This is a genomic window from Lentzea sp. NPDC058436 (genome assembly GCF_042721515.1).
In the GTDB taxonomy this organism is placed as follows: domain Bacteria; phylum Actinomycetota; class Actinomycetes; order Mycobacteriales; family Pseudonocardiaceae; genus Lentzea.
The window spans coordinates 41,321-64,436 of record NZ_JBHXLF010000026.1; the positions used below are offsets into that span (position 1 = coordinate 41,321).

At 68.1% G+C, this 23,116-nt stretch carries 22 protein-coding genes; 10 read left to right on the forward strand and 12 right to left on the reverse strand.

What is annotated here, in order from left to right:
• Positions 1-120: 120 nt before the first annotated feature.
• From ACFWN2_RS41625 to ACFWN2_RS41635, 3 genes are all read left to right on the forward strand, one after another.
• Positions 121-768 (forward strand): DUF3159 domain-containing protein, encoded by a 648-nt coding sequence (locus ACFWN2_RS41625; protein WP_382436132.1) that lies wholly within the window; start codon positions 121-123, stop codon positions 766-768.
• A gap of 72 nt (positions 769-840) precedes the next feature.
• Positions 841-2,109: an AAA family ATPase gene (locus ACFWN2_RS41630; protein ID WP_382436133.1), complete on the forward strand. Its 1,269-nt coding sequence runs from the start codon at positions 841-843 to the stop codon at positions 2,107-2,109.
• A 44-nt stretch (positions 2,110-2,153) separates the two neighbouring features.
• Positions 2,154-2,840 carry an HNH endonuclease gene (locus ACFWN2_RS41635; protein ID WP_382436134.1) on the forward strand — a complete coding sequence of 229 codons (687 nt, stop codon included), beginning with the start codon at positions 2,154-2,156 and terminating at the stop codon, positions 2,838-2,840.
• A 1-nt stretch (position 2,841) separates the two neighbouring features.
• Here ACFWN2_RS41635 and ACFWN2_RS41640 read toward each other — a convergent pair whose 3' ends face one another.
• Genes ACFWN2_RS41640 through ACFWN2_RS41685 form a run of 10 tightly spaced genes read right to left on the reverse strand, consistent with a single transcriptional unit; the run spans position 2,842 to position 11,665 of the window.
• Complete coding sequence (locus tag ACFWN2_RS41640) at positions 2,842-4,020, reverse strand: hypothetical protein (RefSeq protein ID WP_382436135.1); 1,179 nt, start codon at positions 4,018-4,020, stop codon at positions 2,842-2,844.
• A gap of 1 nt (position 4,021) precedes the next feature.
• Positions 4,022-5,200, reverse strand: coding sequence for a hypothetical protein (locus ACFWN2_RS41645; protein WP_382436136.1), 1,179 nt, complete (start codon positions 5,198-5,200; stop codon positions 4,022-4,024).
• Positions 5,197-6,501: a hypothetical protein gene (locus ACFWN2_RS41650; protein ID WP_382436138.1), complete on the reverse strand. Its 1,305-nt coding sequence runs from the start codon at positions 6,499-6,501 to the stop codon at positions 5,197-5,199. The genes ACFWN2_RS41645 and ACFWN2_RS41650 overlap by 4 nt, the downstream gene beginning before the upstream one ends.
• Positions 6,498-6,824 (reverse strand): hypothetical protein, encoded by a 327-nt coding sequence (locus tag ACFWN2_RS41655; RefSeq protein ID WP_382436139.1) that lies wholly within the window; start codon positions 6,822-6,824, stop codon positions 6,498-6,500. Before ACFWN2_RS41655 ends, ACFWN2_RS41650 begins: the two co-directional genes overlap by 4 nt.
• Positions 6,824-7,342, reverse strand: a complete 519-nt coding sequence (locus tag ACFWN2_RS41660) for a YbaB/EbfC family nucleoid-associated protein (RefSeq protein WP_382436140.1) — start codon at positions 7,340-7,342, stop codon at positions 6,824-6,826. The genes ACFWN2_RS41655 and ACFWN2_RS41660 overlap by 1 nt, the downstream gene beginning before the upstream one ends.
• Before the next feature lie 43 nt (positions 7,343-7,385).
• Positions 7,386-7,556 carry a DUF397 domain-containing protein gene (locus tag ACFWN2_RS41665; RefSeq protein ID WP_382436141.1) on the reverse strand — a complete coding sequence of 57 codons (171 nt, stop codon included), beginning with the start codon at positions 7,554-7,556 and terminating at the stop codon, positions 7,386-7,388.
• Entirely contained in the window at positions 7,553-8,389 is an 837-nt protein-coding gene (locus tag ACFWN2_RS41670) for a helix-turn-helix domain-containing protein (RefSeq protein ID WP_382436143.1), read from the reverse strand. Before ACFWN2_RS41670 ends, ACFWN2_RS41665 begins: the two co-directional genes overlap by 4 nt.
• A gap of 24 nt (positions 8,390-8,413) precedes the next feature.
• Positions 8,414-9,799 carry a class I adenylate-forming enzyme family protein gene (locus tag ACFWN2_RS41675; RefSeq protein WP_382436144.1) on the reverse strand — a complete coding sequence of 462 codons (1,386 nt, stop codon included), beginning with the start codon at positions 9,797-9,799 and terminating at the stop codon, positions 8,414-8,416.
• Between the two features lies 1 nt (position 9,800).
• Entirely contained in the window at positions 9,801-10,874 is a 1,074-nt protein-coding gene (locus ACFWN2_RS41680; RefSeq protein WP_382436145.1) for a 3-dehydroquinate synthase II family protein, read from the reverse strand.
• Positions 10,871-11,665: a 2-amino-3,7-dideoxy-D-threo-hept-6-ulosonate synthase gene (locus ACFWN2_RS41685; protein WP_382436146.1), complete on the reverse strand. Its 795-nt coding sequence runs from the start codon at positions 11,663-11,665 to the stop codon at positions 10,871-10,873. Before ACFWN2_RS41685 ends, ACFWN2_RS41680 begins: the two co-directional genes overlap by 4 nt.
• 205 nt (positions 11,666-11,870) lie before the next feature.
• On the opposite strand from ACFWN2_RS41685, the gene ACFWN2_RS41690 reads away from it, so the two are divergent.
• Positions 11,871-12,779, forward strand: a complete 909-nt coding sequence (locus tag ACFWN2_RS41690) for a LysR family transcriptional regulator (protein WP_382436203.1) — start codon at positions 11,871-11,873, stop codon at positions 12,777-12,779.
• On the opposite strand, the gene ACFWN2_RS41695 is transcribed toward ACFWN2_RS41690, so the two are convergent.
• Positions 12,774-13,697, reverse strand: coding sequence for an N-acetylglucosamine kinase (locus tag ACFWN2_RS41695; protein WP_382436147.1), 924 nt, complete (start codon positions 13,695-13,697; stop codon positions 12,774-12,776). The genes ACFWN2_RS41690 and ACFWN2_RS41695 overlap by 6 nt on opposite strands.
• A 51-nt stretch (positions 13,698-13,748) precedes the next feature.
• Complete coding sequence (locus ACFWN2_RS41700; RefSeq protein WP_382436148.1) at positions 13,749-16,565, reverse strand: S8 family serine peptidase; 2,817 nt, start codon at positions 16,563-16,565, stop codon at positions 13,749-13,751.
• Between the two features lie 112 nt (positions 16,566-16,677).
• Between ACFWN2_RS41700 and ACFWN2_RS41705 the strand changes: the two genes are divergently transcribed.
• From ACFWN2_RS41705 to ACFWN2_RS41730, 6 genes are read left to right on the forward strand one after another with little or no spacing between them, the layout of a single operon-like run.
• The gene (locus ACFWN2_RS41705; RefSeq protein WP_382436149.1) at positions 16,678-17,532 is read left to right on the forward strand and encodes a fumarylacetoacetate hydrolase family protein; all 855 of its coding nucleotides are present in this window, start codon (positions 16,678-16,680) and stop codon (positions 17,530-17,532) included.
• A complete protein-coding gene (locus ACFWN2_RS41710; protein ID WP_382436150.1) occupies positions 17,532-18,839 on the forward strand; it encodes an enolase C-terminal domain-like protein in 1,308 nt (435 codons plus the stop codon). Before ACFWN2_RS41705 ends, ACFWN2_RS41710 begins: the two co-directional genes overlap by 1 nt.
• On the forward strand, positions 18,836-19,585 hold the full coding sequence (locus tag ACFWN2_RS41715) for an SDR family NAD(P)-dependent oxidoreductase (RefSeq protein ID WP_382436151.1): 750 nt from the start codon (positions 18,836-18,838) through the stop codon (positions 19,583-19,585). Before ACFWN2_RS41710 ends, ACFWN2_RS41715 begins: the two co-directional genes overlap by 4 nt.
• 14 nt (positions 19,586-19,599) lie before the next feature.
• On the forward strand, positions 19,600-20,634 hold the full coding sequence (locus ACFWN2_RS41720) for a sugar ABC transporter substrate-binding protein (protein WP_382436153.1): 1,035 nt from the start codon (positions 19,600-19,602) through the stop codon (positions 20,632-20,634).
• Positions 20,634-22,103 carry a sugar ABC transporter ATP-binding protein gene (locus ACFWN2_RS41725; RefSeq protein ID WP_382436154.1) on the forward strand — a complete coding sequence of 490 codons (1,470 nt, stop codon included), beginning with the start codon at positions 20,634-20,636 and terminating at the stop codon, positions 22,101-22,103. The genes ACFWN2_RS41720 and ACFWN2_RS41725 overlap by 1 nt, the downstream gene beginning before the upstream one ends.
• Positions 22,100-23,113, forward strand: a complete 1,014-nt coding sequence (locus ACFWN2_RS41730; protein WP_382436155.1) for an ABC transporter permease — start codon at positions 22,100-22,102, stop codon at positions 23,111-23,113. Before ACFWN2_RS41725 ends, ACFWN2_RS41730 begins: the two co-directional genes overlap by 4 nt.
• Positions 23,114-23,116: the final 3 nt, after the last annotated feature.

Genomic DNA, 23,116 nt, shown 5'->3' on the forward strand with positions numbered 1-23,116 from the left:
CGCTCCTGTCTGTTAACTTTCCAGACGATTTCGGGCCACGGTAGTGACGTGCTTCACCGCGGTCAATCCCCGATACGGGTCCGTTACCTGAGTTAGGTTCACCTAAGGCACCCTGGAACCATGACCGACGTGCGCCAGGAGTCGCTCGCATCACTGCTCGGAGGCCGAGGCGGCGCCCTCGACGCCTCCCTGCCGCCCTTGGCGTTCGTCGCGGGCTGGCTGCTGTGGGGCCATTCGATCGGCGCGGGCGCGGTGGTGGCCGTGCTGTGCGGTGTCGCGATCGGCGTGTTCCGGTTGGTGCGCGGCGAGAAGCCCCGCGCCGTACTGCTGTCCGTGCTGCTGGTGGTGGCCGCTGCTCTGGTGGCTCTTTACACCGGGCGCGTCGAGGACTTCTTCCTGATCCAGCTGCTGTCGAACGTGGCTTCGGCGTTGGCGTGGGCCGGGTCTATCGCGGTGCGGTGGCCGTTCCTCGGGCTCGTTGTGGGGACGATCCTGGGGCAGAAGACTCGGTGGCGGCGGGATCCTGATCTTCTGCGCGCCTACTCCGTGGCGTCTTGGGCCTGGGTTGGGCAGTACGTGTTGCGGGTGGCTGTCTTCACGCCGTTGTGGTTGGACGCTCAGGTGTTCTGGCTGGCTACGTTGCGGGTTGGGCTGTCTTGGCCGTTGCAGATCGTCTGCATCCTGGTGTCGGGGTGGATGCTTCGTCGGGCGCTGCCTGCGGACCACCCCGGGTTCCGGCACCCGAGGGTGCCGGAGTCTGCCTCTTAGATCAGCGGGTCAGGTCTGTGGCCGACTAGAGTCGCGTGTGGAACCTATTCCAGCTCGGCGACCGGAGTGGCCATGTACGTCTCGCAGGTGAAGCTGCGGAACATCAAGGGGTTCCACGGCGCCCGCGAGGTGGACCTGACGCTTACTCGTCCAGATGGCTCGCACGCCGGATGGACCGTGATCGCGGGTCGAAACGGCTCGGGCAAGTCCACTTTGCTGCAGGCGATCGCTCTGACGCTCAGCGGACCTCGGGTCGTCTTCGCCTTCATGCAGGATTTCAAGAACTGGCTCAGTTACGGGATGAAGCTGGCCAGGACAGACGTCTCAGTCATCCCCAACGGTGAATCTGACTGTTTTGAAGCCGATGCAGAGCATCCTGCGAATAGCCATGAACTGCTGCTCAACTGGCAGGATGGTGGTGTCATCACCATCCCGAACGAGTATCTGTTGACAGGGCCGTGGAGCACTCAGCCGGTCGGATGGTTGTGCGTGGCGTACGGGCCATTTAGGCGACTCACGGGATCCAGTAAGAACCCGAGTGGGCGAGCTTCGCAGATCGCAAGCCTTTTCAACGAAGACGCAGCGCTCGCTGAAGGCGTCAGCTGGTTGATCCAACAGCACCTACGAGCGCTGGAACGCGAACCAGGCGCGAATGATCTGAAGGTTGCGGCGCTTCGCCTGTTGAGCGATGGGCTGCTCCCTGACGATCACAAGATCGATGATGTCACGTCAGACGGACTTTGGGTCACGTGCGGAGATAACAGGTTCCCGCTCCGCGAGACAAGTGACGGGTACCGGACTGTCACCGCTCTGGTGGTGGACCTGCTCAAGCAGATCCACGATGTCTACGGGAAAATCGAAGTGGAGGGCAACGCGGTCACCGCTTCTGGCGTGGTGATCATCGATGAGGTCGACGCCCACCTCCACGTCTCCTGGCAGCAGCGCATCGGTGGCTGGCTCAAGGCGCACTTCCCCAACATCCAGTTCATCGTGACGACCCACAGCCCGTACATCTGCCAAGCCGCGGACCCCGGCGGGCTCATCCGTTTGCCCGGCCCGGAGGAGCAGCTCCCTCCGCACGTGGTGGACCAAGACCTGTACGAGCGGGTCGTGTACGGCAGCGGCGACGATGCCGTGCTCACCGAGCTGTTCGGTCTCGACACGCCCTACTCGGAACAGGCCGAGCGGCTGCGCAAGGAACTCGTCGAGCTTGAAGTCAAGGTCATCACCGGCCACGCTGACGAGCAGGAAGTCCAACGGTACAAGGAACTCAGGGAAAGGCTCACGAGTTCGCTGACCGCCCGTGTGGACGAGGTGGCGGCTCGATTGCATGACGCATGATCAGGATTGTTCGATCTGATCTTCCGTCGAGCACGATCGCCCGCATGGACACGTTGACCCAAGCGATCAACGTGTCTCCGCCGGATGAACAATGCGCAAAGGCCCGCGCGTCCTGGCGAACATCGTCGGTTCGGACATCTGTGAGAGCCGTGCTTGGTGACATGGCCACGGGCCTGGGGACGTGTATGTACTGCGGTGAGAGTCGGGGCACCGACATCGATCATTTCGAACCCATCGCGCGCAATCCCCTACGCACCTTCGACTGGCTCAACCACCTCCTGGCATGCTCGACCTGCAACAGCCACCAGAAGCGCGATCAGTTTCCGGTCGATGACGCCGGTGACCCGCTGCTGATCGATCCCACTGCCGAAGATCCGTTCGATCATCTTCTCCTGACGCTTTCCGCCGGTGAGTACTTCCCGTTGAGCGCGAAGGGCGAGGCGACGATCGAGGTGTGCGGACTGAACAAACGTGGATTGCCAAAGGGCCGCATGCACGCACGTAAAGTGGTGAGTTCGGTTCTGCGCGACTGGGATCGGGCTCGTGCGGGCAGTCGCTCGGACGAAATGCTGGAACACGTTCAAACCGTGCGAGACCAGCCCTTCGCAGATGTGTGTCAGTCAATGTTGCGGCAGGCCTTGAGCCCTGGAGCCGACGTTCTGTTCAGCGACTTTCCGGATCTGCTCGCGCTCCTGCGGAAGCCGGAGCTGCGCGAGGCGTTGTTGAGGTAGGTCAGCGCTTCTTCCGCTTCTTGCCGGAGCCGGGCACCGTGCCGGTCTTGGGCGGCAGGGGCGGGGCCTCGGGGAACGCTTCGATGGCCCCCTGGCCCTCCATGAAGTCCAGGAAAGCCTTGTAGCAGAACCTGTACGCGAGATAGACGAACACGACCGACACGAGCCCGAGGCCGCCGACGATCACCCGGTACTGCTGGTCGAGTCCGCCCTCGGTGGCCCAGTCCTTTTGCAACTCCGCCGAACCCGTGACCACGGAGAGCGTGATCATCGTCAGCATGTAGAGCGGCATGAGCAGGAACGCGCCGACGAGCAGCAGGATGTAAGGGCGGCTGTCGGTCCGGAACTCCCAGTTCGCCGGCCGGAGCTCGTGCTTCCTCAACGGACGGTAGGACCAGAGCGGCCTTTCAACGACCTCGACTCCTGCAGAGCGTGCCTGCACCATCGTGAGCGCCGTCGTGCCGACCTCGGGCGTCACCGGGATCAGGAGCTCGCGAGCTGTGCCGACGACGTGCAGGGCGGGACCGGGCGTCACGTCGAACGTACGTGGCCTGCCGATGTCGCCGTCGGCGTTGATGATCACCTGACAGGTCATCTCCTGCTCGACCTCGACGAGCTCGATCAACCGCATCGCTGTCCACGGAACCGCGACCACGTCACGTGACCGCTTTCGGCGTGACACCAGGCTGTCCAGCACCAGCCGGTCTTCTCGGACGCACAGCCGGATCTTGAGTCCCCTGGTGGGGAACGGGATCTCCCACCCGGACGCTGTCAATGCCGATGTCACAGGCCTGGTGGTGACCAGTACGACCAGCTCACCCAGTGTCCAGCACGCCCCCAGCAATCCCACCACGACGAGCAGTGCGATGGGCTGATCGTGATCAGCTACCAGCGCGAAGGTCTGGAGCAACGCGATGTAGACACCGGGGAACGCAGCCCAGCGGGTCCAGACCCGCCACATCGGCATTCGCCTGCAGTGCCAGGCCAGACCGCAGATGGTGATGATCCAGAACGCCACCGCCCCTTCGGAGATGTCGGCAACGCTCAACGGTTGAACCGATCTCCGGGTCGCGAACGTGTTCTCCCACTCACCCAGGCGCACGGCCACGACGAGCGTCAGCAGGGCGGCGATCGCGACCAGAGCCAGGCCCGCGACCCGGCGGAGGAACAGCTCGATCACTTCAACGCTTCTTCCGCTTTTTGCCGGAACGCGGCGCGGCATCGGCCTCGGCTGGACGAGGCGGCGGGGAGGGGTGGGCCTCGATGTACTCCTGGACCTTCATGTGATTCAGGAAGGGTTTGATCACGAACCGCTGCAACAGGTAGAGGAACACGACCGAGGCGATGCCGAGTGTCGTGACCCAGACGGGGTCCACGACCCCGCCGACCGCGAAGAACTGCTTCTGCAGCTTCTCCGATCCGGTGCGGACCGCCACTGTCATACCCGTCAGCATCAGCAGCGGTGTCAGCAGGAACGCGCCGACGATCGCGAGGACATAGGGACGGCCGTCGGTGCGGAACGCGTCTTTCGGCCGGCGTTCCGGGGAGACACCCGCCACCGAGTACCAGCTCCGCTTCGCGAACGGGTCTTCCGCCGACTCGGCGTTCGCTGAGCGAGCGTGCACTGCGGTGAGCACGGTCTGTCCCACTTTCGCCGTCACCGGGATCATCAGCTCACGTGAAGTGCCGATGACGTGCAGCGCTGGGCCTGGCGTCACGACGAACTCGCGGCTCTTCGCGACGACCCAGTTCGAGAACACGTTCACCCGCCAGACCGTGTCCGCTTCGACCTCGACCAGTTCGATCGAGGTGAGCGATGTCCACGGCACGGCGAGCACGTCGCGCGAGCGTTTGCGCCGGGACGCCAGGCTGTCCAGCACGAGCCGGTCCGCACGAACGCACAACCGAGCTTTGAGATCCCTGGTGGGGAACGGGATCTCCAGCTTCGACGAGATCAGCCCGGTGGTCACGGGCCGGGTCAGCACGAGCCTGACCGCCTCGCTCACCAACCAGCACGCCACGACCAGGCCGGCGGCCATCACGAGTGCGATCGGCTCGTTCTGCTCGCCCGCGATGAAGAAGCAGGTGAACACGGAGAGGAACAGACCGGGGAACGCCGCCCAGCGCGCCCAGGTCGGCCACATCGTCGAACGGCGCCAGTGCCAGCCCAGGCCGATGGCGATGATCAGCCAGATCGCACCGCCGCCGAGCACGAGTTCGGCCAGAGTCGTCGACGGCGTCGCCCCGCCCCTGAGTTTCGCGTCCCACGCGGTGAGATGTGTGAAGGCGGTGATCGGGATGAGCGCGGCCAGGGCGACCAGCGCCAGTGCGGCCACCCTGCGCGCGAAGACTTCGATCACAGGTCGCCTTCCATGCGCTTGAACGCGCCGGGCTGCTCCACGTTCGTGCGCTGCCCCTCCCAGTACTCGCGCCAGGCTTCGTTCTTCTCGTTCTGCTTGCCCTCGGCGTCTGCCTCGCGGTGCGTCTGGTCGCTCCACTCCTGGACGGCGGCGTTGCCGAGGATCTTGGGGTATTTCGGCAGGGAGATCTCGGGGAGTTCGTGGCCGAACACCTTCGGCTTGATCCCGCCTTCGAGCACGTTGCCCGCGTCGTCGAGGCGCGGATTGCCCGTGTGCAGGCTCTCCCGCAGATTCGTGGCGCGGGTCTCCTCCAGCGACTTCACCGCGTCGGCTCTCTTGTCCTTGAGGACCTCGCCCTTCTCGCCGAGTTCCTCCAGGCGCTTCAGGTCCTTGGCGTCGAGCTTGCCCTGCTCCGCCTTCTTCGCGAGGTGCAGCGCGTCGGTGGCCTGTCGTGCCGCCTTCTGGTTGTAGTCCGTCACGGTTCGTTTGAGGTTCTTGGTGGTGTCTCCCAACGTGTCCCGCGAGTGCTTGGCCTTCTCGGCGACCTTCTCCAGCTGCTTGACCACCTTGCTGATCTTCTTGGCGTTCTTGCCGGCGGTGATTGCACCTTGGGCGACCGTGTCCGCGATGAACGCGGCTTCGGAAGCGCCGAAGGTGATGGGAGCGAGCGCTGTCGCGGCCGCGAACTTGATGATCGTGTTCGAGATGAACGACGCGATCGCGTCCCGGACCGCGCCACGCACGACACCGACCGCGGACGCCGCCACGGTCATGGCCTGAGCTGCCGAAGTCGCGTGGCTCGCGCCGCCGGCCACCACGTTCGAGAAGTCCTGCACGGCCTTGCGGTAACCCTCCACGGCCGGACCCTGCGCGGCGCTCAGCGTGTTCAGGGTGCTGGAGTACTTGTCGGCCGTTTCCTGCATGCGCTTGGCGATGTTGCTCCAGGTGGTCGCCATGGCGTTGACGGCATCCGGGTCGCCCGCGAGGACGTCGAGGCCTTCCTTGAGAAAGGCGATGTGTTCGATCAACCAGCCGATGCCGGCGGACAGGAGGCTGCCGAGCGGGTTCGTCACGAACCCGAGCAGGTCCATGCCGAACCCGGCCAGATCACCGAGCACGGCCGCCCAGTCACCCTTGGCGCCGTCGTAGATCAGGTTCGCTGAGCTGCTGAAGATGCCCGCGGCGTCCCAAGCCTGAGTGGGACTGTCGAAGTTCGAGAACCCGGCCATGTCGCCGGCCTCGAACTCCTCTGTCGCGCTGAGGGGGTTCAGCTCCCCGACGTTTTTCGCTTCGTCGCTCACGGCTTGGTCCCGTCCAGACCCTCGTGCAGCTTCGCGAACATCTGCGACACGGCTTCCTCCTGGTCGACATAGGCCTGTCGCATGTCGGAGAACCTCTCCACGACGGAGTCGCCCGCCTCCTTGACGGTGTCGACGTAGTCGCCCGCCTTGTTCGTCCAGTTCTGCATGACCTCGGCGAACAACATGCCGACGACGCCCCACGTCTGGTAGTTGCCGATGTAGGACGAGGCCGCGTCCGCCGCTCCCGGTAGCCCGGCGATGAGCGCCCTGAGTTCGCGTTCGTGCGCTTCGAGGGCCTGCAGGTCGACGTGGAAGCCCGACATCACCAGCCACCTTCCTTCTTGAAGAGGCTGCGCTGGTCGAAGTCCGTGTCGTCGTCCTCGGCGGGACGCCTGGCCGGACGGGGTGGAGGCGGTGGCTGGGTGGCGGCCGCGTCCTGCTGTTCCTCGTTCACCACGAACTGGCGTGGCGCGGCGGGTTCGGGCTCGTCCGGGACGTCGATCGGCGGGATCTGGGACCGGACGAACTCCATGGCCTCGCTGTTGTCGCCGATGAGCGGGGCCATGATCGTGGTGATCTGGCCTACGGCCTGGGCCTGGGCTCGCTTGGCCGTGGACATCACGAGTGCCGCGAGGCGGTCTTTGGGCATGTCGTCGGCCTTGGTGCCGAAGGACAGGCTGAGCAGCGCTCCCCCTGCGCTGACGCTCACCGTCACGGCGCCGTCCGAGCTGGTGGCGGCGCCGGTCAGGTTCGCTATTTGCGACTTGGCCTCTTCTGCCTGTTCCAGCAGTGCTGCGGTGCGCTGTTCGTAGTCCTCGATGAGCTGGTTCGGGTCGGTCATGTGGGTCCCCCTTGCACGTGCGTGAGGGGGACGTTACCGAGGGTTACTGCGCCTTGCTGGGGAAACGGGTGAAGCGGAGGAATGCGGACCAGGAGGCGGCGGAGAGCGGGAGGTGGGTGGTCGGTGCCTTGCTGTCTCGGATGCCCACGCCGTGGCCGATCTCCACGCAGTTGTTGCCGCCGCCGCTGAAACTGCTCTTGCGCCAGGTGGTCATTGGAGACCCTCCAAGATGTTGTCGATCACCGCCCTCGATTCTTCCTCAGCCAGGGCGATGGCCGCGAGAGACTTCAGGATGTCCTCGTGGATCTTGATGGTGTCCGGGTCGTCGAAGAACAGGCAGTAGTTGACGCTTTCGACGTAGACGACCGGTGGGTACTTCGGGAACTTCATCATCCGGAAGTCGCCGGCCGTGCCCGCGTGCATTCCTGCTGAGCGGGGAACGATCCGGATGCTGATGTACTTCCGCACCGACAATCTGAGCAGGTGGGCGAGTTGCTCGCGCCACACCTCAGGGCCGCCGACTTGGAGCCACAGGGCCTGCTCGTGCACGAAGAACGTGAATTTCCGGCCTGGTTCGAGGATGTCCGCCCGCGCTGCTCGGGCCGCGGCGACCTTGGGGACGTTCTCCGGCTCCACCGACGGGGCGTGCTCGGTGACGATGTAGCCGTATTCGGGTGTCTGGAGCAGGCCCGGCACGAGGATCATCGACCAGTCGATGATCTCCTCAGTCTCTCGTTCCTGGTTGATCAGCGTGCGCACCTGGTCCGGCAGGCCGTCGTCGGGCATCTGGAGCCAGGCCTTGCCCGACTCCCGGAACAGGTCGAGGAGGTACTCGCGTTCCTCGACCGTGGCCTGGCAGTAGGCGAGCAGGATCTGGACCTCGATCTCGGTCACGCCGCCCTTGCCGAGGGTCATGTCCGAGAGTTTGGCTTCCTGCCAGCCGAGGCGCTCGGCTAGCAGGCGGTGGGTGAGCCCGGTACGAGCGATGATCGCGCGAACGCCCGCACCGAACTCCCGTCCCGCCACGCTGGACGATCTTTTGGGCATGCCGGGAAAGCTAGAGCTGGCAACTCATTTCACGCCATTGTTTCCGGCCAAATGTGCCTGAAGGTAGGACGCATGGAGCGGCTCCATGTTTCGGATGATCTTGCCGGTCGGTGTGCGCGGAAGTGTGTCCATCAGGTGGATGTGTTGGGGGAGCTTGAATTCCGCGAGCCTTTCCGTGCACCACGCCGTCAAGGCATCAGCGGTGAGCGTGGAACTGGTGGTGCCGACGTAGGCGCGGATTTCCGACGGGCCCACCGCCACCACCTCGGTCACCAGGGGGTGTCCACGCAGGACGTGTTCGACCTCCGTCAGGTCGACCTTGTTGCCGCGCACCACGACCAGCGAGTCGGCGCGGCCGAGCAGGCGGAGTTCGCCGTCGGGCGTGAACTCGCCGCGGTCGCCCGTGCGGAACCAGCCGCCGGAGAAGCGCGACGGGTCGTCCGAGGACAGGTAGGGCGTTTCCGGGAGGGCCACCTCCACCAGGCCGTCGCGCACTCGGGCGGTGATACCGGGCATCGGCGGGCCCACCGACGGGCGGACGGTGTCGCCGACCGTCATGGTCAGCGCGCCCGTTTCGGTGGTGCCGAAGCACTCGCCGACCGGAAAGCCATAGGCGGCAAGGAAACGGGAGGCCACGTCCTGCGGCATGAGCTCGCCTCCGGCGAACGCACCCCGCACGGTGCGCAAAGCGGAACGGTCGGGGGAGGAGGCCAGGAGGTCGAAGTGGAACGGCAGGCCGGTGACAAAGTCGACCTCGTGGGTCCGCGCGGCGTCGAGAACGTCCGGTGCGGACGGGCTTGCGGCGAACACCAGGTGCACGCCTGCCGCCAGGGCGTGCAGCAGGCCTCCGATCAGGCCGAAGCTGTGGGCGGGGGAGTTGAGCAGCAGCAGGCGTTCGCCGAGGCGGGGCATGCCCTCGGAGGCCTCGAAGCGCGCCACCTCGTCGATCAGTGACCGGGTGCTGCGGCCGATCACCTTGGAGCGGCCGGTGGAGCCGGAGCTGAACTGCACCAGGCGGTGCGGCGTGGAGGCGGGGAGGCCGTCGACCCGTTCGACCACCAGGCCGTACCGCTCCTGGAAGCCGGGAGCGACCTCGCCGCCGGGGTGCACGAGGAACTCCGGGCGGGTCAACGCGTGCAGCGCGTGGGCCTCGGCTGGGCGCAAGCGGTGGTCGATCGAGATCACCTGCGCGCCGATGCTCCACAACGCGAGGACGGCCTCCAGTTGGCTGAAGCTCGGCGGCACCTGGACGGCGACCGTGCTGCCGTCGCCGATGCCCACGGCTTCGAAACGCGCTGCGTGCGCGAGGACGTCGGCGCGCAGCAGGCCGTGCGTGACTGTGTTGCGGTGGCTGAGGATCGGTACTTCGTCGCCGTGTCGGTGCAGGAGGCCGCTGATGAACTCGCGCATGTCAGAACTCCTTGCAGAACTCGCCGATCGGCAGGCCGACGTGACGTTGCTCGGAGGCGATGTGGCCCAGTACCTCGTCGCCGGGGCGGAGTTCGGTCACGTTCAGCACCTTGCCGCCGGGGCCCAGGACGCGGACGTGCCAGTCGTCCTGGACCATCAGGTCGACCACGACGCCTTCCGGTGAGCGGGCGGTGATCGTGAGCATCGGGCGGGACTCCAGCTTGGCGCGGCCCACGGTGAGCTCGCGGGTGCGGCCGTCGGCGTTGACGGCGAGGACCTTGCTGCCGGAACGCAGTTCGGACAGGTAGTTCGTGCGGTTGGCCGGGCCGAGGACGTACGAGTGCAGGGCGCCGGCGTTGACGCGGAACGGGCGGGTCGGCATGTAGGGCAACGGGTGCGTCTCGCTGCAGCACAGGACGAAGCCCGAGGAGAACGAGCCGACGAGGATGCCCTCGTCCTCGGCGAAGTGCGAGGCGGTGTCGACGCAGACGCGGTCGCCGAGTCCGTTGTGCGTCAACGCTTCCACGGTCAGCGTGGTCAGGGTCAGCGCTGGCGACTTCATCTCCAGCAGGCGTGCCAGCTTGAACACGTCGGTCGCGTCGGCGGGGGCCATCAGCACGCCGTCGGAGCCGTGTTCCAGGCATTCGAGGACGATCGCGGCCTCGACGAGGTCGTCCACGACGGTGATCAGCTTGCCGGACGCGCCGTCGGCCGCCGCGATCACGATCTCCAGCGGGATCTTCGTCGGGTCGGTGAACCGGACGACGGTGTGGTCGAGGCGTTCCGCCGCGGCACAGGCGAGTTTGAGCGTGCGGTCGTCGCTGACCGTCACGAACGCCGAACGTGACGGGAGCCGGTCCAGCTGGTCCTGGTCGTCGACCGGCGCGATCACCAGGTGCGGGCTGTCGAGCGGTTCGGGGACGAGCAGCACGCGGGTGATCGTCGGCGGCAGGTCGTCCAGCAGCGCGGGATCGTCCGCGACGACTCCGGCGACGCGGCTGTGCACGGCCGCGTCGACCACGGCGGTCCGGTGTGCTTCCGGGACGGTTCTGAGGTCGATCCAGGCGAACTTCACCGGTTCTCCAAGGCAGTCAGGGCGTGGATGAGGCTTGCGTCGGTGGGGGCGTGCACGATCGACGCCAGTTCGGCGACCAGTTGCAACGGGGCAGGCGAGGTGAAGACCCGCCGTCCCACGGCGAGTCCCGCGCAGCCGGCGGTCATCGCGTCGCGGGCGTGATCGGCGGGGCTGGTCGTGGAAGCGGGACCACCTGCCACCAGAACGGGAATCGGGCAGCTCGCGACGACGTCCGCCATGTCCTCCGGCGAGTGCGCGAAGTTCGTCTTGACGATGTCCGCGCCCAGGTCCGCCGCGATGTTCACGACGTGCGCGAGGAGAGCGGAGTCGCGGGAGTCGGTGACGCGCGGGCCGCGGGCGTAGGCCATCACGACCAGCGGGAAGTTCCACGCCTCGCACGCCGCCGCGACCGTGCCGAGGTCGGTGAGCTGGCGCGCCTCCGTGTCGGAGCCGATGTTGACGTGCACGCTCACCGCGTCGGCCCCGAGCCGCACCGCCTCGTCGACCTCCCCGACGAGCACCTTCGCGTTGGCGTCGGCCATGTGCGCCGTGCCCGCGCTGAGGTGCACGATCAACGCGCATTCCCCCAGCTCGGACGGGTCGATGGTCCTGACGCGTCCTTTGTGGACGACGATGGCGTCCGCGCCGCCCAGCGCGACGGACCGGATGAGGTCCTGCCACCGGTCGTGCGGCACCACCGGGCCGTCCGAAACGGAGTGGTCCAGTGGAACGAAGAGATATCTGCCGTCGTGCGGACGGGAAAGGCGTCGCAGTCGCAACGCTTTCCTCATGGCGCTCACACCCCTGCGGTCGTTTGGTGGTCAACAGCAGCCTGGGGCAGTCCGCGCACGCAGCGGCAGGTGTGAGATGTCGATAACTTCCGAGTTATCGACCTGTTGGCGCAGCCTCCCCTACGACGGCCACGGAGCGTCATCTGGTGACACCCACGTGGCCGATTTTGTGGCTCGTTCACTGCTTTAGGCTTCGTCAGTGCGAATGGAGCTGAGACATCTGCACGTCGTGCTCGCCGTGGCGCGCGCGGGCAGCATCAGCCGGGCCGCCTCCCAGCTGAAGATCGCGCAGGCCGGGCTGACCGCCCAGGTGCGCAGGATCGAGGCGGGTCTCGGCGGGCCGTTGTTCCTGCGTCGCACCGACGGCGTCGAGCTGACCGAACTGGGTCGCCACGTCGTGCTGCGGGCCCAGGACCTGGTCGAACGGTTCGACGACCTGCTCGTCACCTCGCACAAGCTGGCCGAACGCGGCGACTCGGGCATTCGCCTGGGAGGCGTGGCGGGCTCACCGACCGCGCTGCTGGTCGGGGTGGTGCGCCAGGTGCTGCCGGGCCTGCCGCAGACCACGCACGTCGAACGCGCCGGTGACACAGTGCTGGAACTGGTGCGAACGGGCGAGCTGGACCTCGCCCTGGTGGTCGAGTTCCCGCGCAGCCCGCTGCGGTTCCCGGCGGAGGTCGGACGGCGGGGCGTGGTCACCGAACGCATGCTGGTCGGCGTTCCGGTGGGCCACCGGCTGTCCGGGCGCAGCGAGGTGCTGCTGTCCGAGCTCGCCGGCGAGGAGTGGGTCGTGCCGGACGAGAACCACGGCGGGCGGCTCAACCTCGAACTCGCCTGCGAGGCCGTCGGCTTCACGCCGCGGTGCGCGCACTTCGGCGTCGATCCCGCGGCGGCGGCCGACCTGGTGCGGTCGACCGGTGCCGTGGCGGGGTTCTTCCCCGGTCACGACCTGCCGGGCGTGCTGCTCAAGCCGATCATCGGCAACCCGCTGCACCGGCGGATCACGCTGGTGTGGAACGACGACGTCGCCGAGCACGTGGACGACGTGCACGCCGGTCTGGTGCGGGCGTACCACGAGCGGACGCCGCACTCGGGCAGGCTGCTGGCGTCATGACCGGCTGGGTCGCGGCGCGTCCGGTCCCAGCACGTCGACCGCCGCGAGCCAGGCCGCGCCCGCCGCACCCTCCGTCGCCATGATCACCTGAGCGTTGCACCTGGTCAGCAGCTCCTGCTTCAGGTGCGTGCCGACGGGCGTCTTGATCAGGCTGCCCACCAGCACGATCGGTGACGTGTCGGACGGCTCGCGGACCGCCGTGGCCGTGTCGGCGAGCAGGCGGGCGGCCGAGGCCACGATGGTCAGCGCGTCGGGATCGCCGTGGTGGTAGGCGGAACTGACCAGGGGCGCGAACTTCGCCAGCGCGATGGGCGGACGGTCGTTGACGGCGTTGATCAGCTGGCTGCGGTTGCGCACGCCCGCGGCCGTCAGCACGGCGGTGGCGAGGCCTTCCAACGGCGCGTCCATGTCCAGCAGGCGCAAGGTGGCGCGGACGGCCTCGCGGCCCAGCCAGAACGCCGAGCCGTCGTCGCCGATCAGCCAGCCGTACCCGCCGGACTGGGCGACCATGCGGTGACCCGCGATGCGGCCCGCGATGGAACCGGTGCCCGCGACCAGGACCGTGCCGTCGGGGGACGAGGTGCCGGTTGCGAAGGCCGCCTCGCTGTCGGTGACCACGCGCATCGGGCAGTGCAGGCCCGCGCGTTCCCAGGCCTCCTGGAACAGCGCCGCCACCGAGGCGTCCGCCAGTTTCGACGCGCCCGCCATGCCGAGCACACCGGAGCGGACCTTGCGGGAGTCGAGGCCGTCCAGGGCCTCCGCCAGCGCTTCGCCGATGTGCGCGGCGGCCACCGTGGGCGGGTGTGAGTTGGGGTTCGCGCCGCCCGCCAGGCCCTGGCCCAGGCGGGCGCCGTCGAGATCGAGCACCAAGGCCCTGGTTGACGTGCCGCCAGCGTCGAGTCCCACGACCAGATCCATAACGATCGAGTATGCCGAGAGACGCGCACCGGAGGCACGCCCAACCGGGTGTCACCTCACGGAAGCGCGGTTACCGCTTGCGTTGTGGTGGAAGAACACCAACGATCCAGAAGGAACTCGATCACCCGGACGTACCACAGTGGACAGTGACGGGACGATCAAGCCGTAGTCGAAGGTGGCGGCGGGGGCGACATCGACCAGTTCGTCCGGATCCGCGGGTGCGGTGTAACGGCTTTGCACACCAACGGTGTACGTCACCGGGCCGGATGGCAGCACCGCGCGCGAGACCGGAAGCACCACCACGTCGCTGTCGAACACGTTCGTGTCGGTCGATCCGTCGAAACCGTTCAACGGCTGCTCGTCCACGACCTCGTCCGAACCCGCCACCTTCGTCCGGGCGAGCCAGATGTCGGCGGTCACGTCGCCCTCGGGGCTGGTCGGCTTCACGGCGGTGGTCACGAAGTCCTTGCCACCCACCGAGAACCGCACCTCCGGCGCGGTGTTGCTGCCGAGGTTCGCCCAGGTGTCCCAGGTCGCGACGCCGAACGCCAGCAGGTCGGGCGTCGCCGTCGCACCGACGTACCGCAGGTCACCACCGCGGGCCGTGCGGTTGACGGCGCAGTCGTTCTGCACGTCAGGGCCGCAGTCGGGCAGCCGGTCGGAGCGCGCGCCGAGGGTCAGCACGGTCATCCGCGACTGGTAGCCGGGCTGGTCGAGGCCACGTCCGGCGACCCGTCCACCGGCCAGGGTCAGGCGCGACACCGGCTTCGGCGCCGCGTAGGCGGGCACCCGCAGCGTCCGGTCGCCGGTGAACGTCACCAGGCCGGACGCCTCCGCCAGGAACTGACGGCCCTCGTCCAGCGAGACCGTGGGGTCGGGGGTCTTGCGCAACGCCGACGGGTCCGAGATCCGCACCTGCACGGGCACCGACGCCGTCCCGCCCGGCTTCAGCACGACGGACGGCTTGACGACCCGGAAGGACACGCCGGGGACGGTGGTGATCGGCTCGTAGCCCGCGTTCAGGCGGACGGTCTGCGAACCCTTGTTGACCAGCCGCAACTCGCGGGTGAGAGACGTCGGACCGGCGGCCTCGACCGTGCCGAACGACGCGTCGCCCAGCACCAGCACGTCGGACGACAGCGCGGCGAGACCGTCGACCCGGCCCGCGCCGACCCGCATCGGCGCCTCGCGCACACCGTCCGAGGAGCGGATCACGCCGGACGCGGTGTTCGTCAGCGCGGCCTTGATCTCCGCGACCGTCCACTCGGGATGGACCTCGCGCAGCAGCGCGGCGATCCCGGCGACGTGCGGTGACGCCATCGACGTGCCGCCCATCGACACGCCGGAGGAGGCGGTGCCGGACGCGGCGGAGAAGATCGTGTCACCCGGCGCGGCCACCGCGATCGACGAACGCGAGCGCGACGACGAGGGCGTGATCGTGTCCGCGATCGACGGGTCCACGGACGGCACCGCGACCTTCAACGCCGAGGTCAGGCGCACCTTGAGCGTCCCGGCCTCCAGAGCCGGGCGCAGCTCCCGGGAAGCCGCCGCCGTCAGCTGGAACGCCGGGATGTGCGCGTTTCCGGCGATCCCGGCCGCGAACACCGGCAACCCCGTCGGCAGCAGCACTCCGGCCGCCCCGGCCTTCCAGGCGTTGTCGGTGCGGCCACCCGAGCCGCACGCGCGCGTGGCGTCGCTGTCGTCCCACTCCAGCCAGACGATCTTGCCGTCCAGCTTCTCGGTGATCGGCTGGCAGCCGTCCACATTGGACGACAGCCGCACGACCGGCAGGGTGAGGTCGAACGAGTCCTTGAAGTTCTGGCTGTACTGCCCGGCCAGCTTCTTCCCGCCGACCTCCAGGCCGTCCAGCATCGAGAACGAGTCGCGGCTGTTCGCCACGGAGATCGCCTCGGCCGAGTTGCCGGGAGAACCGGACACGTCGTAGAAGTCGCCGCCGTTGCCGGCCGCCGCGACCACGACCACGCCGTGCTCGACGAGCTTGCGCACGAACAGCGAGTCGGGGTCGTCCGAGGCGCCGAAGTCGCTGCCCAGCGACAGGTTGACCACGTCGAGCTTGTCCGAGAAGTCGCCGTCGCCGTTGGGGTCGAGTGCCCAGTCCAGCGCCTTCGCGGTCAGGTTCGTGCCGCCCTCACAGCCGAAGACCTTCAACGCGTAGAGCGACGCGAGCGGTGCCGTACCCGGTCCGATCTTCAGCGAGTCGAGGTCGACGGACGAGTACGAGCCGCGGTACGTCGAGCCGTCGGCGTTGACCCCGTACCCGGCCGCGGTGCCGGCGACGTGCGTGCCGTGCCCCTCGCAGTCCAGCGGGTCGGCGTCGGGCTCCGGGATCGCGCCTGCGGTGCCGGTGTAGGCGTCGCCCGCGAAGTCGTAGCCGCCGACGACCTTGGCGTTCGGGAACGTGCCGCCGCCGAAGTCCGCGTGCCGGTAGTCGATGCCGGTGTCGATCACGCCGACCCGCACGCCCTGGCCGAGTCGCCCGAGCGACTTCCACACCTCGGACGTCCTGGTGAGCCGGACCGCGTGCGCGTTGGTCAGCTTCTTGGGGACCATCCGGTGGACCGCGCGGACCTCGGGCATGCGCGCGAGGTCCGGCAGACGGGTCCGGTCCGCCGAGAGCACGACTCCGGGCACGGCGTTGCTCGTTCGGGCGACTTCCCGGCCACCGGACCGTGAGACGACCCGGGACGCGTGCTCCGAGGTCCTGTCCCGTGCGGAACGCGCTTGCGCCGACGAGCCCGAATCAACCGCCGCGGCCGAGGTCAGCTCGACGAAAACGGTTACGTTCTCCCTGGGTCCGACCGGCGCGAGCAGTGCGCCGACCAGGAGAGACGTGGTCAGCAGATGCATGTCTTACTCCTCCTATTCATCGGACGACTTCACGCCAAGCCCTAGACGCAGGCGCCCTCGCAGGGCTATACATCCGATGTATTTCATGGGTGTGAGCAGAGGAGGAACGGCCGTGCAGTTCTTGCGCCTCGGGCCGGTCGGCGATGAGCGTCCAGCGGTCAGGACCGACGACGGGATCACGTACGACCTCCTGCCGATCACGCCGGACGTCGACGGGTCGTTCCTCGCGAACGACGGCGTGGCGCGCGTGCGGGCCGCCCTCGAAGGCGGTGAGTTGGACGTCCTGGACGCCGCGGACCTGCGCGTCGGGCCTCCGCTCGCGCATCCGGGGAAGATCATCTGCATCGGCCTCAACTACCGCGACCACGCGGAGGAGACCGGCGCCGACATCCCCGGTGAGCCGGTGGTGTTCCTCAAGACGCCGGACACGATCATCGGCCCGTACGACCAGGTGCTCGTGCCACGCCGGTCCGTGAAGACCGACTGGGAGGTCGAGCTCGGCGTCGTCATCGGTAGCACGGCCCGCTACCTGGAGTCCGAAGAGGACGCTCTGGCGTGCGTCGGCGCGTACGTGCTCTCGCACGACGTCTCCGAGCGCGAGTTCCAGATCGAGCGCGGCGGGACGTGGGACAAGGGCAAGAACTGCGAGACGTTCAACCCTCTCGGTCCCTTCCTCGTGCCCGCCGACGAGATCGCCGACCCGCAGAACCTCGACATGCGGCTCTGGGTGAACGGCGAGATCAGGCAGAACTCGTCCACCAAGAACATGATCTTCCCGATCGCCGAGATCGTGCGCTACCTCAGCCACTTCCTTGTCCTTCGACCGGGTGACGTCATCAACACCGGTACACCCGCTGGGGTGGCGCTCGGGCAGCCGGAGCCGAAGCCGTACCTGCGCGCCGGTGACGTCGTCGAGCTGGAGATCGAGGGGCTCGGCAGGCAGCGGCAGATCCTCGGGCAGGCGTGATGCCCAGGATCACCGCGCTGGACGTCCTGGACATCCGGTTCCCGACGTCGCGCGAGCTCGACGGCTCCGACGCGATGAACCCGGACCCGGACTACTCGGCCGCCTACGTCGTGCTGCGGACCGACGAGGGACCGGAGGGCCACGGGCTCGCGTTCACCATCGGCCGCGGCAACGACGTGCAGGCCGCCGCCATCACGGCGCTGGCGCCGCACCTCGTCGGCAAGGACGTGCCGGAGGACGCGAAAGCGCTGGCGGCGCTGTACTCCGAGCTGATCGGCGACTCGCAGATCCGCTGGCTCGGGCCCGAGAAGGGCGTCGCGCACATGGCGATCGGCGCCGTCGTCAACGCGGCCTGGGACCTGGCCGCCCGCCGCGCCGGGTTACCGGTCTGGCGGTTCCTCGCCCGGATGTCGCCAGAGGAGATCGTCAGCCTCGTCGACTTCCGGTACCTGAGCGACGCGCTGACGCCGAACGAGGCGTTGCGGATCCTGCGCGAGGCGGAGGACGGCAAGGCCGAACGGGTGGAAACCATTGCCCGCGAGGGATATCCGGCCTACACGACGTCACCGGGCTGGCTCGGCTACTCCGACGACAAGCTCGCCGGACTGGCGCGGCAGGCCCTCGCCGACGGCTTCGACATGATCAAGCTGAAGGTCGGCGGCAGCCTCGACGACGACGTCCGCCGGATGAAGCTCGCCCGCGAGGTCGTCGGTGACGACGTGCGCGTGGCCGTGGACGCGAACCAGCGCTGGGACGTCGACACGGCCGTCCGCTGGATGCGCGAGCTGGCGCCGTACCACCCGTACTGGATCGAGGAGCCCACCTCGCCGGACGACGTGCTGGCGCACCGCGCGATCTCCGACGCGCTGACCCCGATCCGGATCGCCACCGGCGAGCACGTGCAGAACCGCGTGGTGTTCAAGCAGCTCCTGCAGTCCGGTGCGATCGACGTGCTGCAGCTCGACGCCTGCCGGGTTGCGGGCGTGAACGAGAACATCGCGATCCTGTTGCTGGCCAAGAAGTTCGGCGTCCCGGTGTGCCCGCACGCCGGTGGTGTCGGCCTGTGCGAGCTGGTCAGGCACCTGTCGTTCTTCGACTACGTGTCGATCTCCGGTGAGATCGGCGAGCGCGTGATCGAGTGGGTCGACCACCTGCACGAGCACTTCCTCGACCCGGCCGTCGTCGAGAAGGGCCGTTACCTGGCACCTGTCGAGCCCGGGTTCTCCGCGCAGCTCAAGGAGCAGACGCTGACCGACTACGTCTACCCGGACGGTCCTGTGTGGACGGAACTGGAGGGCGGGAGGTGAGCGACTTCGAGGGACTGGTCGCCGTCGTCACGGGCGGCGCGTCCGGCATCGGCCTGGCCACCGCGACCCTGCTGTCGAGCCGCGGCGCCGCGGTCGTCGCGCTCGACCTCACCCCGGACGTCGCGGAACCGCTGGTCGGGATCCGCGCCGACGTCTCCGACGACGAGAGCGTCAAGGCCGCGATCGACGAGGTCGTCGCGCGGTTCGGACGGCTCGACGTCGTGGTCAACAACGCGGGCATCGGCGCGCAGGGCGACGTCACGGCCAACGACGACGCCCAGTGGGCCAAGGTGCTGGACGTCAACGTCCTGGGCATGGTCCGCGTGTCGCGGGCCGCGCTGCCGCACCTGCGGAAATCGCCGTCCGCGGCGATCGTCAACACCTGCTCCATCGCTGCCTGGGCCGGGCTCCCGCAGCGTGCGCTCTACTCGGCCAGCAAGGGCGCGGTGTACTCGCTGACCCTCGCCATGGCCGCCGACCACGTGCGCGAAGGCATTCGCGTCAACGCGGTCGCCCCCGGCACGGCGGACACCCCGTGGGTGGGCCGTCTGCTCGACTCCGCGCCGGACCCCGCCGCCGAACGGGCCGCGCTGGAGGCGCGCCAGCCGCACGGCCGGCTCGTCTCCGCCGACGAGGTCGCGGGCGCCATCGCCTACCTGGCGAGCCCGCTGTCGGGTTCCACCGCCGGCACGATCCTCGCGGTCGACGGCGGCATGCACGGCTTGCGCTTGCGTCCCCAGCAGTGAAAGGCAACTCAACGATGAAGCGTCGCAACCTCACCGCCGCGGTGTGCCTCGCCCTCGCCGGTGCTCTGACCCTGTCCGCCTGCGGTGGAGGGGCCACCGGATCCGGAGCGGGCGGCGTCGGCCCGATCGGCGCCGACCACCCCCGTGCCGACACCGACTTCTGGAACTCCTACATCAAGTACTTCCCGGAGAAGGCCAAGGACCTCGGCGTCAACCTGCTGAACCCCACCAACTCCCAGAACAAGGTCGAGAACCTCGTCGCCAACGCCCAGTCGCTGCAGTCGCAGGGCGCCAAGGCGCTCATCATGGCGCCGCAGGACACCGGTGCCATCGCGTCCACGTTGGACCGTCTGGAGAAGGCGAACATCCCCGTCGTCACGGTCGACACCCGTCCGGACAAGGGCAAGACCTACATGGTCGTCCGCGCGGACAACAAGGCGTACGGCGAGAAGGCCTGCAAGTTCCTCGGCGACAAGCTGGGCGGCAAGGGCAAGGTCGTCGAGTTCCAGGGAGCGCTGGCGTCGGTCAACGGCCGCGACCGCTCCGAGGCGTTCGCCGCCTGCATGAAGAAGGACTACCCCGGCATCACGGTCTTCGAGGAGCCGACCGACTGGGAGGGCCCGAAGGCGTCCGCCGCCCTGCAGACCCGCCTCAACCAGCACCCGGACATCAACGGCATCTACATGCAGGCCGGTGGCGCGTTCCTCACGCCGACGCTGCAGGTGTTGCGGCAGAAGAACCTCATCGTGCCGCCGACCGACCCGAAGCACATCTTCATCGTCTCCAACGACGGCATCCCGCAGGAGCTCGAAGCCATCCGCAAGGGCGAGATCGACGCGACCGTCTCGCAGCCGGCCGACCTCTACGCGCAGTGGGCGCTCTTCTACGCGAAGGCCGCCGTCGAGGGCAAGACGTTCCAGCCCGGTCCGACCGACCACGACTCCACCATCGTGGACACCGGCGGCGGCCGCCTGGAGGACCAGCTGCCCGCGCCGCTGATCACCAAGGAGAACGTCGACGACAAGGCGTTCTGGGGCAACCAGATCTGATGAGCTCCTACGCAGCCGTCGCGCGGGGCGTGACGAAGAGGTTCGGGCGGACGCTCGCGCTGGACGACGTGGGCATCGAGGTCCGCGCCGGTGAGTCGCACGCGCTGGTCGGTCGCAACGGCGCGGGCAAGTCGACGCTGGTCTCGGTCCTCACCGGCATGCAGGCGCCGGACGCGGGCGAGGTGAGCTTCTTCGGCGAACCCGCGCCACCCGTCGCCGACAGCGCGGCCTGGCGCCGGCACGTCGCCTGCGTCTACCAGAAGTCGACGGTCGTGCCGGAGCTGTCCGTCGCCGAGAACCTGTTCATCAACCGGCAGGACCTCGGCGGCGGCCTGATCAGCTGGAAGAAGCTGCGCGCCGAGGCTTCGGCGTTGCTGGAGACCTACGACGTGGCGGTGCGGCCGGACGCGCTGGTGTCCACGCTGACCGTCGAGCAGCGGCAGCTCGTCGAGATCGCGCGGGCGCTGTCGATCGGCTCGCGGTTCGTGATCCTCGACGAACCGACCGCGCAGCTCGACGGCCCGGCGATCGAGCGGTTGTTCGACCGGATGAGGTCGTTGCAGGACAAGGGGGTGACGTTCCTGTTCATCTCCCACCACCTGCAGGAGGTCTACGAGGTCTGCCAGACGGTGACGGTCTACCGCGACGCCCGGCACGTCGTCACCGCGCCGGTCGCGGAGATGTCGAAGCCGGACCTGATCGAGGCGATGACCGGTGAGGCCGGCGGGCTGAACGTGCCTTCCGGGGACGACCGGCCTTCTTCTGACGAGACTGTTCTGGCGGTGTCGTCGTTGAGCGGCGACCACTTCTCGGACATCTCGCTGTCGGCGACCCGCGGCGAGGTCATCGGGCTTGCGGGCAGCGCGTCGTCGGGCAAACACGAGTTCGCGGAGACCGTCTACGGGTTGCGGAAGCCGGTCTCGGGTTCGATCTCGGTGAACGGTTCCGCGGTGCGCGGCGGTGACGTTCCGGCTGCTCTGAGGGCCGGAATCGGCTGTGTGCCGAGGGATCGGCACCACCAGGGGCTCGTGCTGGACCTGTCGATCGCGGAGAACGCGACGATGAGCACGGCCGGTGGGTTCGTGTGGCCGTCGGCGCAACGGGCGGCGGGCAGCACGGCGATCGCGTCGTACGACGTCAAGGCCGCCGGGCCGGACCAGCCGGTGTCCGACCTGTCCGGCGGCAACCAGCAGAAGGTCGTGATGGCACGGGCACTGGCGGGCGACCCGTCGGTGCTGGTGCTGATCAACCCGACCGCGGGTGTCGACGTGAAGTCCAAGGAGTCGCTGCTCGGGGTCGTCGACGCGCAGGCGCGGCGGGGCAAGGCCGCGATCGTCGTCTCGGACGAGCTGGACGACCTGCGGGTCTGCGATCGCGTTCTGGTGCTGTTCCACGGCCAGGTGGTGCGGGAGTTCGGCCGCGGCTGGCGTGACCAGGAACTGATCTCGGCGATTGAGGGAATGGAATGACGAAGGCCATGACACCGCCGGTCACCGCACCCGCGCCGGAGAAGCAGAGGTTCCGGCTGGCGCGCTACCAGGACCTCGCGCTGGTCCCGGTGATCATCCTGCTGCTGATCATCGGGGCGATCCTGTCGCCGATCTTCCTGACGCCGAACAACCTGATCGCCGTGCTGACCCAGCAGAGCGAGCTGTCGTTGCTGGTGCTGGGCCAGGCGATGATCCTGATCGTCGGCAAGATGGACCTGTCGCTGGAGTCGACGGTCGGTCTCGCGCCCGCGCTGGCGGTCGCGCTGATCATCCCGTCGTCGGCCGGTGGGCTCGACGTCGGTCTCGCGGCCTGGCTCGCGTTGCCGTTGTGCATCCTGATCGGCGTCGCGATCGGTGGCCTGAACGGGTTCCTGATCCTGAAGGTCGGGCTGTCCGGGTTCATGGTGACGCTGGGCATGCTGACGATGCTGCGCGGCCTGCAGCTCGCGATCACCGAGGGCAAGTCGCTGATCGACGTGCCGGAGTCGTTCCTGTACCTGGGTTCCACGACGTGGCTCGGCCTGCCGGCGGCGGTGTGGATCTGCATCGTCTGTTACGCGGTGGGCATCTTCGTGCTGAAGTACCTGCGGGCCGGCCGTTCGTTGTACGCGATCGGCGGCAACTCGGAGGCTGCTCGCGCGGCAGGCATCCGGGTCGACCGGGTGGTGTGGACCGTGCTGATCATCGGGTCGGTGCTGGCCGTGATCGCGGGCATCCTGATGACCGGACGGCTCGGGTCCGTCGCCGCCACGCAGGGCGAGGGCATGATCTTCCAGGTCTTCGCGGCCGCGGTGATCGGTGGCATCTCGTTGAACGGCGGCAAGGGCACGCTGTTCGGTGCCCTGTCGGGCGTGCTGATGCTGGGGCTGGTGGAGCAGATCCTGCGGTTGCAGGGGGTTTCCGGCTTCTACATCAAGGCCTCGTACGGTGCGGTGATCATCCTCGCGCTGATCGTGACGCGGTTCGCCACCGGGCAGAAGCAGGAGTGAGCG